Annotated in this window: 13 protein-coding genes; 3 read left to right on the top strand and 10 right to left on the bottom strand. The window is 68.3% G+C overall.

The window, feature by feature from the left end:
• Positions 1–74 precede the first annotated feature (74 nt).
• The 3 genes from NMB40_RS16685 to NMB40_RS16675 are packed head-to-tail and all read right to left on the bottom strand — an operon-like array spanning position 75 to position 2,358.
• Positions 75–1,400 carry an ATP-binding protein gene (locus NMB40_RS16685; RefSeq protein WP_494359148.1) on the bottom strand — a complete coding sequence of 442 codons (1,326 nt, stop codon included), beginning with the start codon at positions 1,398–1,400 and terminating at the stop codon, positions 75–77.
• Entirely contained in the window at positions 1,397–2,059 is a 663-nt protein-coding gene (locus tag NMB40_RS16680) for a response regulator transcription factor (protein ID WP_282243195.1), read from the bottom strand. Before NMB40_RS16680 ends, NMB40_RS16685 begins: the two co-directional genes overlap by 4 nt.
• Positions 2,059–2,358 carry a PepSY domain-containing protein gene (locus NMB40_RS16675; RefSeq protein WP_494359147.1) on the bottom strand — a complete coding sequence of 100 codons (300 nt, stop codon included), beginning with the start codon at positions 2,356–2,358 and terminating at the stop codon, positions 2,059–2,061. Before NMB40_RS16675 ends, NMB40_RS16680 begins: the two co-directional genes overlap by 1 nt.
• A 120-nt stretch (positions 2,359–2,478) precedes the next feature.
• Here NMB40_RS16675 and NMB40_RS16670 point away from each other — a divergent pair, with 120 nt between their 5' ends.
• Positions 2,479–2,913, top strand: coding sequence for a PepSY domain-containing protein (locus tag NMB40_RS16670; RefSeq protein ID WP_494359146.1), 435 nt, complete (start codon positions 2,479–2,481; stop codon positions 2,911–2,913).
• 10 nt (positions 2,914–2,923) lie between these two features.
• Here the strand turns inward: NMB40_RS16670 and NMB40_RS16665 are convergent, their stop codons facing one another.
• The 3 genes from NMB40_RS16665 to NMB40_RS16655 form a co-directional block, all read right to left on the bottom strand.
• The gene (locus NMB40_RS16665; RefSeq protein ID WP_448143778.1) at positions 2,924–3,427 is read right to left on the bottom strand and encodes a hypothetical protein; all 504 of its coding nucleotides are present in this window, start codon (positions 3,425–3,427) and stop codon (positions 2,924–2,926) included.
• Positions 3,428–3,548: 121 nt separating this feature from the next.
• Positions 3,549–4,760: an NAD(P)/FAD-dependent oxidoreductase gene (locus NMB40_RS16660; protein WP_494359145.1), complete on the bottom strand. Its 1,212-nt coding sequence runs from the start codon at positions 4,758–4,760 to the stop codon at positions 3,549–3,551.
• Positions 4,761–4,766: 6 nt separating this feature from the next.
• A complete protein-coding gene (locus tag NMB40_RS16655; protein ID WP_494359144.1) occupies positions 4,767–5,264 on the bottom strand; it encodes a lipocalin family protein in 498 nt (165 codons plus the stop codon).
• Positions 5,265–5,422: 158 nt separating this feature from the next.
• Between NMB40_RS16655 and NMB40_RS16650 the strand changes: the two genes are divergently transcribed.
• Both NMB40_RS16650 and NMB40_RS16645 read left to right on the top strand, forming a co-directional pair.
• On the top strand, positions 5,423–5,671 hold the full coding sequence (locus NMB40_RS16650; protein ID WP_282243210.1) for a hypothetical protein: 249 nt from the start codon (positions 5,423–5,425) through the stop codon (positions 5,669–5,671).
• Between the two features lie 140 nt (positions 5,672–5,811).
• The gene (locus NMB40_RS16645; RefSeq protein WP_494361093.1) at positions 5,812–8,184 is read left to right on the top strand and encodes a DUF3772 domain-containing protein; all 2,373 of its coding nucleotides are present in this window, start codon (positions 5,812–5,814) and stop codon (positions 8,182–8,184) included.
• Positions 8,185–8,200: 16 nt separating this feature from the next.
• On the opposite strand, the gene NMB40_RS16640 is transcribed toward NMB40_RS16645, so the two are convergent.
• From NMB40_RS16640 to NMB40_RS16625, 4 genes are all read right to left on the bottom strand, one after another.
• The gene (locus tag NMB40_RS16640) at positions 8,201–9,256 is read right to left on the bottom strand and encodes a hypothetical protein (RefSeq protein WP_494359143.1); all 1,056 of its coding nucleotides are present in this window, start codon (positions 9,254–9,256) and stop codon (positions 8,201–8,203) included.
• Positions 9,192–13,937: a hypothetical protein gene (locus tag NMB40_RS16635; RefSeq protein WP_494359142.1), complete on the bottom strand. Its 4,746-nt coding sequence runs from the start codon at positions 13,935–13,937 to the stop codon at positions 9,192–9,194. Before NMB40_RS16635 ends, NMB40_RS16640 begins: the two co-directional genes overlap by 65 nt.
• A gap of 300 nt (positions 13,938–14,237) precedes the next feature.
• Complete coding sequence (locus NMB40_RS16630; protein WP_494359141.1) at positions 14,238–16,340, bottom strand: phosphoglycerol transferase I; 2,103 nt, start codon at positions 16,338–16,340, stop codon at positions 14,238–14,240.
• A 220-nt stretch (positions 16,341–16,560) separates the two neighbouring features.
• Positions 16,561–18,201 (bottom strand): ABC1 kinase family protein, encoded by a 1,641-nt coding sequence (locus NMB40_RS16625; RefSeq protein WP_176472621.1) that lies wholly within the window; start codon positions 18,199–18,201, stop codon positions 16,561–16,563.
• Between the last annotated feature and the right edge of the window lie 103 nt (positions 18,202–18,304).

Below are 18,304 nucleotides of genomic sequence, written 5' to 3'. Positions count from 1 at the left end.
GAAGAACGCGTCGCCACGCGCCCACGTCGCGCCGCTACCCGTAACACAAGCTCTGATAACGGCGACGCGCGGCTCTATCCTGCCGGCAACGTCAGCGTTGCCTGCAACCCCGGCGTGCCATTGCGCAGCACCAGGCTGCCGCCGTAGCTCTCGGCGATATCGGCCACGATCGCCAAGCCCAGACCGCTGCCAGGCGCGCGCTGGTCCAACCGTACGCCACGACCCAGCACGCGTTCAAGATCGTCTTCCGGCAACCCGCTGCCGTCGTCGTTGACCTCTATCTGGATGCGGTTCCCGGCCCGCGAAACCTTCACCTCCACCCGCCGCGCAGCCCACTTGCCGGCGTTGTCGAGCAGGTTGCCCAGCATCTCTTCCAGGTCCTCGCGCGCACCGGCAAACACGCCGGCCGCCTCTGCATCGCAGGCGAACGCCACGCCGCGCTCGCCATGCACGCGCTGCATCAATCCGCACAGTGCAGCCACCACCGGTGCCACCGGCGTGCGCTGCTGGTGGTCGGCAGCCACGCCCACCGCCAGGTAACGGTCGATGCTGGCCTGCATGCGCGCGGTTTCGCTGCGTAGCGTGCTGCGCCAGTCCCGTCCGTCGCCGGTCGCTTCGGTGGTCAACACGGTGAGCGGCGTCTTCAATGCATGCGCGAGGTCTTCAGCGCTTCGCCGCGCGCGCAGCACCATGCGCCCGTGGTGGTCCAGCAACGCGTTGAGCTCGCTGGCCAACGGCGCCACTTCCTTCACCAGCCCCTGCTGCGGAAAGCGTACGTCCTCGCCATTGCGCACCTGCTCGGCAATGCGGCCCAGCCGGGCCAGCGGGCGCAGCCCGTAATGCACCTGGGTGACCAGCACCGCGAACCACAGCGCGATCAGGACGATCAGCGCCAGCGCGGTGCGTTGGCGGAAGGCCGTCACCTGCGCATCCAGCTGGCTGCGGTCGGTGGCCACCACCACCTGCAACGGGGTGGTCGCGCGGGGCAGGGTGACCTGCTGGGCCAACGCACGCAGCGGCTGCTGCAGCGGACCGGTGGTGTCGAACGCCTGGGCCGGCCCGGTGTGCAGCGTGGCCGGCACCGCGAGCGTTTCATCCCACAGCGAGCGCGATTGCCCCAGCGCCTGGCCCTGCGCGTCCTGCAGCTGCCAGTACGCACCGGAGAACACCCGCCGATACTGTTCGTCGCCCAGTTCGCCGCGGACCTGCACCGCACCCTGCGCACCGATTTCCACCAGCGCCAACACCGCGATGAGATCGTTGCCCAGCTGCTGGTCCAGCGAGGTGCGCGCCGAGCGCTCGTACATCGCGCCCAGCCACCAGGTGGCCAGTGCCGAGACCAGCACCATGCCCAGGCCACCGGCCAGCAGCAGGCGGCCGCGCAGCGAGCGGGTCTTCATGGCTGCGCCGACAGCCGGAACCCCTGGCCGCGATGGGTGTGGATGAGCGTGCTGCCGAGCTTGCGGCGGATCCGACCGATCAGTACATCGAGCGTGTTGGAGTCCGGGTCGAAGCCGGCGTCGTACACATGCTCGCCCAGCCGCGAACGGCTGATCACCACATCGGGGTGGTGCATGAAGTAGCTCAGGATGCGGTGTTCCTGCGGGCTCAGCGGCAGCAGCACGCCATCGAGTTCGAAGCGGCCGGCGTTGACGTCCAGCCGCAGCGGTCCGCATTGCAGGCGCGGGCTGGCGTGGCCGGCGCTGCGGCGGATCAACGCGCGCAGCCGCAGCAGCAGTTCTTCGGGCTGGAACGGTTTGGTCAGGAAGTCATCGGCGCCGGCGTCGAAGCCGGCCAGCTTGTCGTGCCAGCGCGTGCGCGCGGTCAGCACCAGTACCGGGAAATCACGCCCGGCCTCGCGCCAGCGCTCGATCACGCTCAGCCCGTCCAGGCCCGGCAGGCCCAGATCGACGATCGCCGCGGCGATGTCTTCCACCTGGCCCTGGTACTCGGCATCGCGCCCCTCGCTGCTGTGGATCACCACGTAGCCGGCGTCCTCCAGCAGCAGCTGCAGCTGGCTGGCGAGCAGGGCGTCATCCTCGGCAAGCAGGAGTCGCATCAGTCCTCTTCCATCTTGAGCAGGCGGCCGCTGGTCGCATCATAGTCCAGCTCCATTACCACGCCGTTGGGGCCGAGGATCTCGATTTCGTATTTGCCGTCATCCAGCTCCACCTCCAGCAGCTGGCCCGGGTAGCGCCGCATGGCATCGCGCACCACCGTCTCCAGCGGTACGTAGCGGCCCTGCTGCACGGCCTGGCGCACCGCCTGCTGCTGGCGCGCGCCGCCATCAAGGACCCGCATGGGGTCCTGCGCGGCGGCGGTCAACAGCAGGGGCAGGAGCAGCGACAGGGCGGTCATGCATACGGTATACCCGGCGCCTTTAAACAGTTCCTGACAGCGGGGCTCATGGTCCGCTTAAGCACGCTTGCCAGACTGGCGGCGCCGGGATGGTCCGGTGCCCCTTTCAGGAATACCCCCATGATCAAGCTGATCCTTGCCGCCGCCCTGGCGACGGCCTTCACCACCGCCCCGGCCTTCGCCGCCGATCTGTCCGCTGCCGACGTGCAGGCCAAGCTGCGTGCCGCCGGCTACACCCAGGTGCACGAGCTGGAACGCGACGATGGTGTGTGGGAAGCCGACGTGACCCGCGCCGATGGCAGCGTGGACGAGGTGATCATCGACCCGGCCACGGGCGAGATCTTCGATCCGCGCAGCGGTCGCGCCCTGCTCGATGCCGGGCAGATCCTCACCCTGGCCGGCAAGGCCGGGCTGACCCACATCGAATCGGTCGAGCGTGAGGGTGCCACCTGGACGCTGGAAGCGCGCAACGCCCGCAACCAGCGCGTCGACGTGCGCATGAGCGGCCACGATGGCCGCGTGCTGTCGAGCCGTCGCGACGGCTGGTGGGACTGAGCCCTGGTGCTTACCAGCCGACCGGGCCGGGCCCGGCGGCATCCCAGTAGCCGCGGCCATACCCGTAACCACCCCCATACGGTCCATAGAAGCCAGGGCCCTTGCCCTCGCTGATCTGGATGTTGAGGTTCATGTTGCGGGTCTTGCCGTCGTCGTTGGTGTAATTCTTGTTGAGGTTCAACTCGGCCGCGTTGTAATGCGTGTTGCCGAAGCCCTTGGCGTAGCCGATACCAGTGGTGATGCTGCCGTTGACCCGCAGCTTGTCATCGGTGACGTCGGCGATGCCGTTGGCGGCACTCCCACGCGGGGTCGCGCGGCGGCCGCTCTTGTCGCCATAGAAGGTGCCGGGCGGATCACCGCGCAGGGTGGGGTCGTTGAGGTACTGCAACGGTTGCTGCGGCACCGACAGGTCCAGATCGGTCGCCGACTGCGGGCCGGTGGCACCGGCAGCGGACTGCGCCAGCACGACACCGGGGGCCAACAGGCACAGCAGCAGGGAAAGCGGGCGGATCATGGGAAGCTCCGGGGCAGGCAAGGCGGCCGACAGCGCTGACGCTAGCAGCCGTTGCTTGAATGATGCCTGTCGTGGCCCTGCATGCAAGGGGAACCAAAGTCGGGACGGTGGGTCGCTCCGTTCAATCCAGCCGTCCGAACCCGAACAGGCCCGCCAGCGGGTGCTTCCGGCGCTCGATCCGGGCCCGCAGCAGGCCCGCGCCGATCATCGAGTAGGTGATGCCGTTGCCGCCGTAGGCCATCGCGAACAGGACCCGCGGCCCCCATTGCGGGTGCGGGCCGAAGAACGGCAGGCCGTCTTCGGTTTCGGCAAACGTGCCGCCCCAGGAGAACGCCGGCTGCAGCGGCAGGTGCGGGAACAGCCTGGCTACCTGCTTGAGCAGGGTGCCGGTCTTGCTGGCCACCCGGCTGTCGCGCCGCGCGGGGATGTCCACCGCGTCGTCCTCACCGCCGACCAGCAGCCGGTGGTCGCCGGTGCTGCGCATGTACAGGTAGGGACGCGCGGACTCCCAGACCATGGTGTCCACCAGCGGCCCCAGTGCCGCCGCATCGATCGGGTCGGTGATGAAGGCGTAGCTGCTGCGGTTGCGTGCCACCTTCTGCTTCAGCCAGCGCTGGCCGGCGTAACCGGTGGCCAGCACCACGTGCCGCGCGCGGACGCGCAGGCCCTCGGGCGTGGTGGCGGTCACCCCGCGTGCGGTGGGCTGCAGCGTGTGCAGCACGGTGCGGTCGTGCACGGCGCAGCCGGCCTTGGCCAGGCGCATCAGCAGCCGGTAGGTGAGCTGGTAGGGATCCACGCGCGCGGCCAGCGCGCTCAGGATCGCGCCGGGCGCGGAAATGCCGTACTCCGCACGCACGGCATCGGCGTCCAGCCAGCGCACGTCGAAACCATGTGTGTGCCGAAGCGCGTACTCGTCCTGCAGGGACGACCGGTGGCGCCGCTTGCTGGCGTAGTACAGGCTCTGCATCGGGTGGCAGTCCACGCCGCGGAAACCGGCGGCCACCTCGCGCAGCGCCGGGATCGCCTCGGCGCAGGCGCGGTAGGCCAGTACCGCATCGCGCTCGCCGTAGCGCTTGGCCAGGTCGACCAGGTGCGTGTCGATCTCGTACTGCAGCAGCGCGGTGCTGGCGGCGGTGCTGCCCCAGCCGATGTCGCGCTGCTCGATCAGCACCACGTCATGGCCATGCGCGCACAGCTCGTTCGCGATCAGCGCGCCACTGATGCCGCCGCCCACCACCAGCACATCGCAGCTGCGGTCTTCGCGCAGCGGCGGGAAGGCGTGCATCAGCCCGTTGCTGACCGCCCAGAAGGGGTACCCGCTCTTGAGGTCCATGCGGGATCAGGCGGTCGGGTGGCCGGTCTGCGGGGTGTGGATCAGCGGCGTCAGGTCGAAGCCCTGCTGGCGCGCCTGTGCCAGGTAGTGCTCCTGGGTGGTGGCATCCAGGTGTGGTTCGCGGGCCAGCAGCCACAGGTACTTGCGGTCCGGGCTGCCGACCAGCGCCACGCTGTAGTCCGGTGCCACCTGGATGACCCAGTAGTCGCCCTTGGTGAACGGAAGCCAGCGCAGGCCCTTGGGCAGGAAGCTCACCTCCAGCCGCGCCGGGTCGTTCTCGTCGACCGGGCAGGCCTCGCCTTCGGCCTCTTCAACCTCGCCATCCACGCGGCAGCGGTTGACCACGCGGACGTGGCCCTTGTCGTTGAGGCTGTAGTTCGCGGTGACATCGGTGCAGTCGATCGGCTCGTGGCTCATGGGCAGCCGGGCGATTTCATACCAGGTGCCCAGGTAGCGCGGCAGCTTGAGGTCGGGAACGGTCTTCAGGTCGGCGTGGGTGGTCATCGCGGGCGTTGTCGAGGAAGTGGAAGCCACGATGCATGGGCCGCCGCCACGGCGGGGTGAAGCCGCGGCGCGGGCTGGAACGGTACGTTGTGGCGCCGTCATGCCGGGCGCGCCGACGTGGCGCTATGCTGGCCGGGACCCGTTCAATGGAGGCGCGGATGTACCAGGTGATCCTGCTCAAGAGCGACAGCGGCTTCGCCCGCGCACAGTGGGAAACGGTCGACGATGTGGTGGACCACGAGGGCGTGAGCTACTCGTTGCGGGCCGGACCGCGCCAGCCGCTGCCGACCGACCATGCGTGGAACGAAATCGCGGTGTATGCGCCGGAGGAGATCAGCGAGGAGGAATTCCAGGACTGGTACGCGGCCCTGCAGCCGCAGGTCGAGGAACTGCGCCTGAAGTACTGAGCTGCATACCCGGTGTGAACGACGCTCGGTTTATAGTCCCCGGCAAGTCCGCGTGAATCCTGGGTGCTGGTTTGTCCTTCCGTCATCGTTTCCCCCTGCTGCGGCCGCTGGCCGGTCTGTTGTTGTTCACCTGGCTGTGCATGGCCCCCGCGGCCTGGTCGCAGGCGCCTGACGATCCGGCGGCCCAGGCCAAGACCCAGCTCAACCAGGCCGACAAGGAGCTCAAGGCGATCCGCACGGCCCTGCCGGACGCGGAGACCCGCGAAACGCTCACGCCGTTGTTCGAACGGGCCATGGCCGTGCAGCGCGATGCCGACGACGCGCAGGCCGCCCTGCAGCCGGAGCTGGACCAGCTCGATACCCGCCTGACCCAGCTGGGCACGGTGCCGGAAGGCACCGTGGAAGCGCGCGAAGTGGCCCAGCAGCGCAAGTCGCTGACCCAGCAGCGCGCCGATATCGCCGCCGCCGTTGCCCGGGCCAAGCTGCTCGCGGTGGATGCCAAGCAGCTGGGCGCGGACATCGAGAAGATGCGCGTCACCCAGCTCAGCGAGGACCTGGCCCGCAAGGTCAATTCGCCGCTGTCGCCGTCGCTGTGGCGCAAGTTCGCCCGTGACGTGCCCACCGACCTGCAGGAACTGGGGCGGATTTACCGGCAGGCCGACACCACGGCCCGCAAGGCGATCGCGCAGCATGGCTGGACCGCGCCGCTGACCGGGCTGGCGGTGGCGCTGCTGCTGTTCTTCCCGCTGCGCCTGTGGCTGCGTGCGGCCGGGCGCCGGTATGCGCAGTCCGAACGCGCGCCGGACGGGCGCCTGCGCCGCTCCGGCCTGGCGGTGTGGCTGCTGGTGGTGGGCACGATGCTGCCGGGCCTGGCCTGCGTGGTGTTCTTCGGCGCGCTCGATGCCATCGGCGCGATTCCACCTCGCCTGGAAAAAGTGGTGTTCAGCATCCAGGTGGCCACCTACATCGCGGCCTTCATCACCGCATTGAGCGCCGCGTTGCTGGTGCCCAAGCGCCCGTCGTGGCGCCTGCTCAACCTGGATGACGCCGCCGCGTGGCGCCTGCGCAAGTACGCCTGGGGCGCCGCCGCGCTGACCTGGATCAGCATCGTGCTGATGGCGCTGAACCGCGCCGCGCGTACCAGTGCGGTCACCACCGTGGCAGTCGATGGCCTGATCGCCACCACCTACATGGCGCTGATCATCGCCATCCTGGTTTCGCTGGCGCGCCTGCACCGGCGCCAGACCGACGAGGCGGCGGCCAAGCTGGAAGCACAGGCGCAATCGGACGGCAAGGGCAAAGGCCCGCCGCGCCGCAGCGGCTGGATCGTGATCGCGCGGCTGGCCGGGCATGTGGTGGTGGCCGCTGCGGTGATCGCCACGCTGCTGGGCTACCTCAATCTGGCGCTGTTCGTGGCCCAGCAGCTGGTCTGGGGCGCGGTGGTGCTGCTGGCGGCCTCGCTGCTGATGAAGTTCGCCGACGACCTGGCCACGTGGCTGCTGTGCCCGACCAGCAGCGTGGGCCGCACCGTGCTGCTGACCACCGGGCTGAGCGAATCGCGGGTGGTGCAGGCCGGTGTCCTGCTGTCGGCCGGGCTGCGCATCTGCGTGATCCTGCTCGCGGTGATGGCGTTGACCGCGCCGCTGGGCAACCTCAGTGCGTTGTATGGCGGACTGGACACGCTGTCCAAGGGCATCAACCTGGGCGACAACCTGGTGCTCAAGCCCAGCAGCGTGCTGTACGCAGTGCTGGCGTTCCTGCTGGTGTGGGCGGTGATGCAGGCGTTCCAGCGCTGGCTCACCGACACCTACCTGCCAAAGACCGAGCTGGACGCGGGCGCGCGTAATTCGATCAGCACCGTTACCCGCTACCTGGGCATCATCGCGGCGGTGCTGTGGAGCCTGACCGCGCTCGGCATCGGCTTCGAGAAGCTGGCGCTGGTGGTCAGCGCACTGTCGGTGGGTATTGGTTTCGGCCTGCAGGCGATCACCCAGAACTTCGTTTCCGGCCTGATCCTGCTGGCCGAGCGGCCGGTGAAGATCGGCGACTGGGTGAAGCTGGGCGACCAGGAAGGCGACATCAAGCGCATCAACGTGCGCTCCACCGAGATCCAGGTGGGCGACAAATCCACCCTGATCGTGCCCAACTCAGAGCTGATCACCAAGACCATCCGCAACATGACGATGGGCAATGCGCAGGGGCGGATCCAGATCCAGTTCACCGTGCCGCTCAGCACCGACGTGGCGATGGTGCGGCAGACCCTGCTGGATGCCTACACCGACCATGTAGGCGTACTGGCCGACCCGGCGCCCTCGGTGTTCATCGATTCCATCGCCAACGGCCAGGTGGCGATCAACAGCTTCGCCTATACCTCCGGCCCGCGCGCGGTGTACGGGGTACGCAGCGACCTGTACTTCACGATGCTGCAGAAGTTTGCCGCCGCCGGTATCGCGCTGTCGTCGCCGACCGACATCCACCTGGTGCACGAGCCCGCGCCGCAACGAGATCCCTGACGAAGGACAGGCCCGCTTACGAACGGGGACCGAACGCATCGCGCCCGCGATGGTCGGGCAGGTTGACCACGGGCGGCTGCAGCGGCGGCTGCCCGTCTTCTGCTTCTTCATCGGAGGCTTTCGGCCCCTGCTTGATCGGCTTGAGCGCCTTGCCCGGTGAGACGTGCGGCGTGCGCGGGCCGCCACCCACCTTGATCAGCATGCCGGCCGCGCCGCCGCCTTCGCCCAGCCGTTCCTGCAGCTGCGGGCCGTACAGGGTCAGCGTGGCGGGGTCGACCAGGTGCAGGGTGCGGCTGCCGCTGGCCATCGGCGGCGGCGAGACCATCGCACCGGGAATGCCATCCACGGTGCGTATCCGGATCTCATACAGCGGCGAGGCCAGTGAGCCGCCTTCCTTGGCCAGCGCCATGCCCTCGCGCATCACCCAGCGCATGCCGGCGGCACGTGCAGCCGGTTGCTTGGGATCCAGGAACGACCACAGGAAACGCAGGTTGCCGCGCGCGGTGCGCTGTACCACGCTGGCGCCCACCCGCAGCAGCGCCAGGCTGCCGGCGGCGGGATTGAGCGCATCCAGTGCGCCCCGGCCCAGCACGGAGGACAACTCGGCGAAACGCGGCATGGTCAGCTTCAGTCCCGGGCGCGCCAGCACCTTCACCATGCCGCCGACCACCGGCCCGACCACGATGATCGATTCCAGATACAGCCCGAACGCGGCCATCGCGAACTCATTGCGGTTCTTCGACGAAATCCGGCGCAGGTTCTCCACGAAGGGCACGATGAAGTCCACGGTCTTCAACCATAGCGGATCATCGGACAGGTGCAGCTCATAGCCGGTGGGCGCGAAGCCTTCGCGGCGGAATGCGGCCGGGTCCAGCCAGAAGAAGCCGCGCTGGACCGGATCGACCAGCGCATGGAAGGGCGAGCGCAGCATCGCATCCGCATCGGGCGGTGGCATCGGCAGTGGCTCGATGATCACATCCGAGCAGCGCCCATCGGCCGGTGCCTTGTCAGACACATAGGCCTCCCAGTCCACGTTCAATGGCATGCCCCTGCGGACGCTGATGGTCGCCATGTTGCCGCTGCGCAGCCGGACCTTGCGGCTCTCCAGGCGGCCCCCGATCGGCAACGGTCCCTGCACCGGCAAGGGGATGATCCTGCTCTGTAGGGGGGAACAGCTGGAAATGGCGCGGCTCGCCCGAGAGGGTGAGCGTGTAGAGCACCCCAAAGCGACCGCGGAACGGGTCGGTGTCGTTGCGGGTTTCCTGCCGCGCTTCCAGGTCCGGTTCGTGCGTGCGCAGGGTGAACACCTCGACCGCACCGCGCCGAAGTGCGGCCCGCTCCTCCTCCGGGCGCTGGTACAGCGCCTCTTCGATCAGCACGCCATAGCCACGCTGTGCCCTGCGGAAGTAGGCATCGAACCGCCGCTGGTAGCGCGCGTTGATGTCGGCCAGCCGTTCCAGGCCAGGCCGCATCTGGGTGAATGCATTCTGCAGCGCCGCTTCGTAGCGTGGATTGCCTTGGGCGTAGCCCAACGCGGAGCTGGGGACAAAGGTGCGGCAGGGACGCCAGTGCATGGAGCCATTGCGCAGAGCGCCGGCGGCGACGACTTCGTGGAAGGGGAAACTGAGGCCGAAGTGGTTGTTGTCGTTGCAGAGCCGGAAGTCCGTGGAGTTCCATGCCTCGTCGGCCAGCACGCCGGGGAAACGCGGAAACACCCGGCGGATCTCGACTTCCAGCAATGGCATGCGATACGGCAACGGGGCCAGTACATCGGCAACGGCCCGTTCGATATCGGCGACGCGCTGGTCGAAGGCGCGCATCGCCACCTCGATGCGATGGGCGGCGGGCACCGGCAGCGATGCCTGGCGCTCCAGCTGCCGGAACACATACCAGTCCAGCGTTGGCAGGCGCCGTGCTTCGACCGTGAGCCGCTTGACCAGGTCCGGGACGTCACGGTCTTCGGCGAGGTCCGCCGACAGGGTGATCAGCTCGGAGAACCGCATCTGCTGTGACAGGCCACGGCGCAGCCGCTCGGCCAGGTGCACCCCGCTGACATAGTTGATCGAGGCGATGGTGTTGGCATAGACCAGGTTGGCCGGGACATCGGAAGGGAGCAGTTCCGGCGCGTGATCCTGCAGCACCAGCGTGGCGGCCATGCCGAGCACGGAGGCAGGCACGCGCCCCATGCTGTGCAGGTAGTCGTGGAAGTCCAGGCGGATCTGCGCGAAGGTGCGCCCCCAGTTGGCGAACTTGTGCAGCCGGTAGCCAAGCACGACGCGTGCATCGCGGTCCGACGGCGGGCCCAGGTCGAGCACGATCGCCACGCGGGTCAGGCTGGCCAGCAGCGTTGGGGAAACAGGCGCGCCAACGCTGCCCATGTACCAGCCAAGATCGCGCAGCAAGGCGGTCTGCAACGCCACGGCACGCGGCGTGCGCGCCATGCCGACCAGGAAATGGCTGGCGCGGTGCAGTTCGTCCCAGGCCATGTCACCGCGCTGCACCAGCGGGCGGGCAAGGTAGTCGAGCAGGGTCTGTTCACCGGGCGCGCGCTGGGCCAGGAACTGGGTCGTGGTCTGGCGGACCTGCTCCAGGTCATCGGTGGAGAGGGCATCACCCGCATGCAGCAGGTCGGCACGCATCCCCAGCCGCAGTTCGGCGAGCAGGCGTTCAACGCAGCGCGCCGCGCCGTCGGCATGCGCGGCCTCCTGTGGCCCGCAGCCACCGTGGGCGGCCAGCATGTCGGAGATGTCGGCCCGGCCATCTGACCGCACCTGGCCGCCGAACCTTGTCGCCACGCCGGGAAGCGCTGCCACGGGCAAGGTGTGGGTGTTGTTGAGCGCGAACACCGCACCGGACACGTTGTGCACCTGTACGGCACCGGCGGCGTCAACTGTCAGCCATCGGGGTGTGAGGTCCCCGCGCTGGATCACCTCCTGGACCTGTGCGTCGGCGAGCAGCTGCGCGAATGCGCGCAGCGCCGGCTGCAGCCCCGACGACGAGGGCGTGTCGAGCGCAGGCCGATGGACATCCGTTGCCGCGCCAGGCCGCAACGACAGCAGCGCCCCCAGGTCCTGCAGCTCGTTGCTGGCCTGCCGCCAGCGTGACAGCGGCGGGGCATGGCGCTGCCAGCGTTCGTGCACCCGCGCAATCGCTTCCAGCAGCCGGGCCTGCGTACACAGCACCGGTATCGCGCAAGGCGGCTGCGCGGGGGTCGGGATCGCGCCATGGAACTGCAGCGCATTGATGAGCGGAACCGCGCTTCCGGGCGAGAAGCGGCCGAGGCGGTCGGTCATCCGGTACAACGTCTCCAGCTGCGCACCCAGCGGCCCTGACGGCGCGCTGGAAAGCCCATCGGTGACCACGACGCTCCGGCCCGAGCCACGCAGCCGGGCAGTGATGCCGTCGGCGCCCACCCGCAGGGAATGGAACGAGGCATTGAGCCGGCGCATCTCCAGCCACAGCTCGGGGTGCTCGAAGGCCTGTTGCAGCTGTTGCTGCCCCCTTTCCCACGCGGCGTGCAGCGGGGTGGTTCCCGCAGGTGCCAGCGCCTGCAGCGCCAATGCTTCGTCCAGTGTCGCCGGCATCGCATCAAACCGCTGCCAAAGCAGATCCAGCAACCGCTGATGGTCCCGTTGCGCCGGAGAGTCGCTGCGCGCATCCCACGCCACCTCCAGGCGTACCGGCTCATCACCGGTGGGGAGCGCTGGGCTGAGCTGCCGCTGCAGCGCCGCCAGGCAGGCGTCGAACTGCGCGTCGTCCATGGGCACGGCCGGCAGCGGTGCCATGTAGTAGGCGAGCATCTCGCGGACATGCAGGCGGCCATCCGAGCGCACCGGGGCATGCAGCAGGGTGGCGAGGCCGCGCAGCATGGTATCGATGGGGGCCAACCCCGCGGGCGCGCGTCCTGCGTCGAACAGTTCCACGCTGCGGGTGCCCTGCAACGCGCGTGCGGTGACCGCGCCCTGCGCGGGATAGGCCAACTGCGCAGGATCCGCATGGTGGTGCCAGCACAGCGCGATCACCTCGGCATTCCGCGTCACCTGCAGCAGCAGGCCGCGCGCCAGCGCCATGTTGTGGCCCAGGTGTGAGCGCGGGTCCGGGCGCCAGCTGGCCCACGTGGGCTCCAGTCCACGGATGGGCAGGTGCTTCAGCTGCAGTACCTGGTCGTGCAGCCGCAGCAGCGTGGCGGTCTCGTTGGTGGGGGTAACGCCGCCATTCGATCGCTGCTGCAGCGCCTGCTCCAGGTGGTGGATGAGCGGGTCGACGCTGCCTGCCGTGTACGGTGCCGCCGACGCCGCGTGACCGAGATAGAAGCCCAGCGCACAGTCGAGACGGGCCGGGACCCGGTTGTCGAAGCAGCCACCGGCCCGGCTGACCGCGCGCTGCAGGTCGGTCAACAGCGCTTCGGTGGTCGCCGACCACGCCACGGCTTCCGGCGCACCCGCCTGCGGGTGCAGCACGATCACCGCGCCGGACGTGGCACGCGTGGCAATGACGCTGCCGTTGGCCACGCCCAGCGATGCGGGGGGCGTGCGTTCTGCGTACAGGGCTTCAAGGAAATCGTCCTGTCGATACAACCACGCCAACTGCTGGCGCACGCGCAGCAGCGCGGCCGCCAGGGGCGACCCGTCAGCGACGGCGAACGCGTGACGTGGAATCGATGCAGTGCCTGCGGCGGAGGCGGCATCGCGCAGCGCCCACAGCGCATCGATCAGGGCCACCTGGTCCTGGGTGGCCGCGTCATCCGGCAGCGGCGAAGCCAGGGAACGTGGTGCCCTGCGCATCGCCCATGCTTCCGCATCGATCGGCCGGCCTGCCTCGGCAACTGGCGGCGTACCCGCTTCATGCAGGGTGCGCGCGACCAGACTGCCGCCGAACGCAGCAGCGCCAAGGCCGGCGATGGCCGTGAGCGCGCGGCGATGCTGGCGGTGGGGTGCCATGTGCAGCGCCGCTGCGGTGGCGAGCACGAGCGGCAGCGCGGGGTGCAGCAGGCGTTGCTGCTCCGCCGCGGCCGTGGCGGCAGTGACAGAGAGTGGCGCAGCAGCGGGAGATGCAGCAGCGGGTGCGGGTTCGGTCGCGGCAAACACGCTGCGGGCGGCCGTACCGACCACGTCAAAGTGCTCCAGGGCGACGGGCAGCCGCACGATCTGGCGCCCCAGCGTAGTGGTGGGCACTGCCTGCGGTTGTCGGCGGAACCACAGCACCCAGACAGCGCCGAGCAGGACCAGGCGCAACGGCGAGGCGGGAGGTTGCATGTGCAGGTGGACGCCTGCACGCATGTCATCGGCACGTTGTACCAGCCAGACGGCCCACTCGGGAAGCACGGCGATCAGCGCCTCCACCCACGCGTGCCCGCGCAGCGACGGCAGCGGAAGCTGGCACAGCCAGCGCAGCCAGGGCGCTACGCTTCCCTCCTGCAACAGGCGGGGAAGCACAGCGGCCTGCTGTGACCACGAAAGCAGCTGCGCGCCGCGCACGCCGAGCGCCAGGTTCGCCATCCCATACAGTGCCATCCCAACCGCGCGGCGGCACTGCAGCTGGCCGAAACCGGACGCCAGCGCGGCAACGACCCGCCCGCATTCGTGTTGCCACCCCTCGGCCGCGGGTGTGCCCGGACAAGGCCAGGCACGCAGCGCCAGCGCCAACGCGTCAGGCCGCGCTGCGGGGCAGGTGCCCTGCAAGGCGTCGGCGAGATGCGCGCCCAGTTCGTGTGGCGCTGCCTGGTGCAACAGCAGCTGCAGGTGTGACTCCAACCGCTCCAGCTCCGACGGCAGCAACGGGCAGCGACGCAGCAGTTCGATCAGCGGGGGTGACAGCGCAGTGTCATCCGCAGGTGGAGCGACGTCCTGAAGCGTCCATGGCGCGTTGTGGATACGGCAAGGTGCGATCCGCGACGGTGCTGGAGCATTGGCGTCAGGGGGACTGCGCGCGGGCAGTGGGCTGTCGGCGGACGGCAGTGTGACCGGAAGGATAGGCGGCCCTGATCGGCAGCGGCAGGCGCACGATTGTGCCGATCAGGGGCGGATCAGGATGTGCGTGGGTTCGCAGATCCGTCAGCCGCGGTTGCCGCGCCGTGACGGGATCAGCGCGAAGTTGTCCACTGCCAGCTTCTCGGCATGATTCAGCCAGGCGCGGATCTCCAGATCGTCCACTTCATGGTCCAGGCCAAACGGCACGCTGATCCGGCCCTCGGCATCGGGCTGCACCCACTGCTGGGCGACCACGACCTTGCGCTTGGACGACACCGCTTCGATCCAGAAGCCACGATCAGGCGACTGCTTGGCCACGAACTGCAGCATGTACTGTCCGGCACGGGTGCGTCGGCCCTTCTGCGTGATCATGTGCGCCTGGCGGATGCTCGGGCGCGGGCCGTTGAACGGATCCAGCGGCGCGTCGACCGCGAAGCCCTCGCGCAGCTGGTCGTCGCGGTAGAGCTTGATGCCCTTGTCGCGGTTGACCAGCATGGCGCACCAGTCGCCATCCGCCGAGCCGTCTTCGAAGGCGGTGCAGCGGTCCACGTAGGCCAGCGTGTTGTCCGGATCGGCCAGGTCGAACTGCTTGGACGTGTTCTCCAGGTAGACCGACTTCAGGTCCCACTGCTTGTCGTACTCCAGCAGCACCGGCGGCTGCACATGCTGCAGGCCGATCACCACCTGGTTCTCCTCGTCGATGCGCAGCTGGCGGGTCTTGTCGCCCAGCCACAGCGAGCGCGAGAAGGCCAGGTAACGTGGGAAATCCCTGCCGTCATCGCGGAACACCGCCGCGCTGGCGCTGGCGGGGCGCTCGGGCTGCAGCAGCGAGCGGCCAAACCCGATCTCGCCGATCTCCGGCTCGATCAGGCTGAGCAGCGTCGCGCCCGAATCCAGCGTGGAGCCATGCTGCGCGTCCAGCTGGCGCGGGGCGATGTCCTTGCCCAGGAACAGCAGCATGTTCTCGCGCTTCTGCTTGGCCAGGATATGGCTCAGGTCGTTGGGCATGGCCAGGTGGTCGGACGCGATCACGACCAGGGTGTCTTCGCCATACGGACTGGCCTGGATGCGGTCGACCAGCTTGGAAATCAGCCCATCGGTGCACTTGAGCGCGTTGAGCAGGCCGATATCGCCGTAGTCGCTCTTGTAACGGGTGCGCTTGCACGCCACCGGCAGGTGTCCGGCGGGGTGGTGGGTGTCCATGGTCAGGGTGGTCAGCATGAACGGCTGGCCGGCCTTGGACAGCTGCATGAAGCGGTCATACGCCTTGTCCAGCAGCACATCGTCATGCACGCCCCAGGTGGAGAAGTGCGAACGGGCGATCTTCTGCTGCTTGAACCAGGCCAGGTCATCCACCGCGTCGAAGCCGTGCGTGGCCAGGAACTGGCCCTTGCCGGCGAACAGCCCGTTGGCACCGCCCATGTAGTGGTTGGTGTAGCCCTGCTGCTTGAGGTAATCGCCCAGGCACACCGCCTCGGGCAGGAAGCTGCCCATGCGGTCCATGCTGTTCTCATCGCCCTGCGCGGTGGTCAGCGGCACGCCGCACATCGACGACACCAGGCCGGCGATGGTCCAGCCACCGCCTTCGGCCGAGACCAGCCCGCGCACATCCAGCGATTGGCCGGCAAGGCGGTTGAGGTTGGGCATCAGGCCGGGGAAGGTGGCCTCATCCAGATAGGTACGCTCGAGGCTCTCGCCGTAGATCCACACGATATTGCGTGGCTTGCGCAGCGGCTGCTGCGGCACGCGGTATTCGGGGGCGACCATGCTGTAGTCCACCGGGCGCATCTGCTGGTAGAGGCGCTGGCCATCGCGGTACAGCGGGCTGACGCCGATCGCCAGCACCCACACGGCCAGGAATCCGGCGAACACGCCGCGACCGTGTGCGGTACGGTGCCAGCGTTTGATGCCGGGGGTGAGCAGCGGCAGCAGCGAGAGCAGGGCCAGGACGATGAAGCCGGCGATGTAGCCCTTGAAGTCCGAGACACCGGCGCCTTCCATGTCGGCGCCCAGGTGGTACAGCGTTGCCGCATTCAGGCCGTCACCGGAGAGCTTGTTGATCAGCCACCACGCACTGAGCGTCAACAGCAGCAGCGACATCAGGCTTGCCTTCCACCAGGCCCAGCGACCGGACGCAAGCAACAACCAGGTGAGCAGCAACAGCGACAGCAGCAGGATCCAGAGCATGGGCATCATCGGCAGCGGAGACAGGTGCGACCGGCTGCCTAAACACACCCACATGACAGGCCGATGACCCGATCATGCCTGCACGAACCTGACTGAAATGTTTGTTGAAACTGCGGTGCGATGCTCTACACCGCATTGCATTCAAAAGGGTAAAGCGCACGTGAAGAAGGCGCGCGAAAGCGCGCCTTCGGTAGGTGCCCACCGTTGGTGGGTACGATTTTTACCGATGCCCACGCTCTTCGCGTGATCTTGCACGCCGATCAAACAACAACGCACTGAGAATGATGCCCAGACCCAGGAACACGCCGATCAGCATCAGGGTGAATGCGATGGCCGGATAGCCGAACAGGTGCCAGCCGGTATCCACCTTCATCATCATCGCTGCTGCAAGGATCAGCGCTGCAGTGACAATGCCTGCAGACACGCGGTTGGCGATCTTCTGAAGATTCTCCATCAACCGGGATTCCTCCAGCCCGGTCACTTTCATCTGCAGCCGGTTCTCCGCCAGCAACGCAAGGATGTCGGACATCTTGCGCGGGCCCTCGCGCAGCAGCTGCTGTACCTCCATCGCTTCACTGGCCAGGTTGGCCGCCGACAGCGACTTCTTCAAGCGCGCACGCATCACGTGCTGCAGCTGGCGTTCGACGATGCGGCGCGTATCCAGGTCCGGCGACAGCAACCGGCACACCGTTTCCAGGTTCAGCAGCGCCTTGCCCAGCAGGCTCAGCTCCGGCGGCGTACGCAGCCCGCTGGCGGTGGCGATGCGGACCAGGTCCAGCACCACCCGGCCTTCCGAGAACGTGCCGCTGGCGGCATAGCGCGCGATGACCTGGCCGGTTTCGCGCAGGTAGCGCTCCTCATCGAAGGCTTCCAGTCGCGTGCTGATGCCGATGATCTCGTCGGCCACCTCTTCGCCGCGCCCGTCCACGGCGGCAAACAGCAGCTTCAACAAGCGCTCGCGCAGGCGCGGCGGCATGTGCGCCACCATGCCCAGGTCGAAGATCGCCAATCGTCCTTCGGGCGTCACCCGCAGGTTGCCCGGGTGCGGATCGGCATGGATCTCACCATGCACGAAGATCTGGTCGATGTAGCCGCGGATCAGCGCGGCCGCCAGCGGCGCCATCGGCTCCTCGGTACGGCGCACGTCGGGAATCATGTCCACGCGCACGCCCTGCGCCAGCTCCATGGTCAGCACGCGATGGCTGCAGTAGTCCCAGATGGGCTGCGGTACCCACAGCGGCTTGAACGGCCGCAGGTGCTGGCCGAAGCGCTGCAGGTTCTCGGCTTCGGCCTGGTAGTCCAGTTCCTGCATGAGCGTCTTGGCGAATTCATTCAGCCAGTCGCGCAGGCGTACCCGGCGACCCACCTGGGTGAGGTGGTCGGCGGCCAATGCGAAGCTGCGCAGTACCTCCAGGTCCGAGCGCAGCTGCGCCGCGACTTCTGGCTTCTGTACCTTTACCGCCACTTCGCGGCCGTCATGCAGCTGTGCGCGGTGCACCTGCGCGATGGAGGCGCAGCCCAGCGGCACCGGGTCGAAGCTGGAAAACAGCTTGGACACCGGCGCCCCCAGCTCCTGTTCAATGATGGTGTAGATGCGCTCGACCGGAATCGGCGCGACCTTCTCCTGCATCCGCTCCAGTGCGGTGGCGAACTCCACCGGCACCATGTCCGGCCGGGTGGAGAGCATCTGGCCGAGCTTGACGAAGGTCGGCCCGAGTGACTCCAGGTCGGTGACGAACTGCTCCGGGTTGCCCTCCGGCGGCAGGTCGTGGACCGCACGCGAATCCAGGTTCATCCCCGAAAACACCCCGGAATGGCGGTAGCGCAGCAGCAGGCGCAGGATCTGGCTGCGGCGGTTCATGCCTTTGACCAGCGACGGCGAGCCGGGAACAGCGGGCGTGGTATTCAAGCAGGGCTCCGGGGCGGGACGGATTCGCAGTGTCGCCGCAGGGCGGTCGTGGGGC

The sequence above is a fragment of the Stenotrophomonas sp. FBCC-B152 genome, from assembly GCF_059134105.1.
Note: the sequence above shows the minus strand (reverse complement) of the source record. Positions and strands in the feature narration are given on the sequence as shown.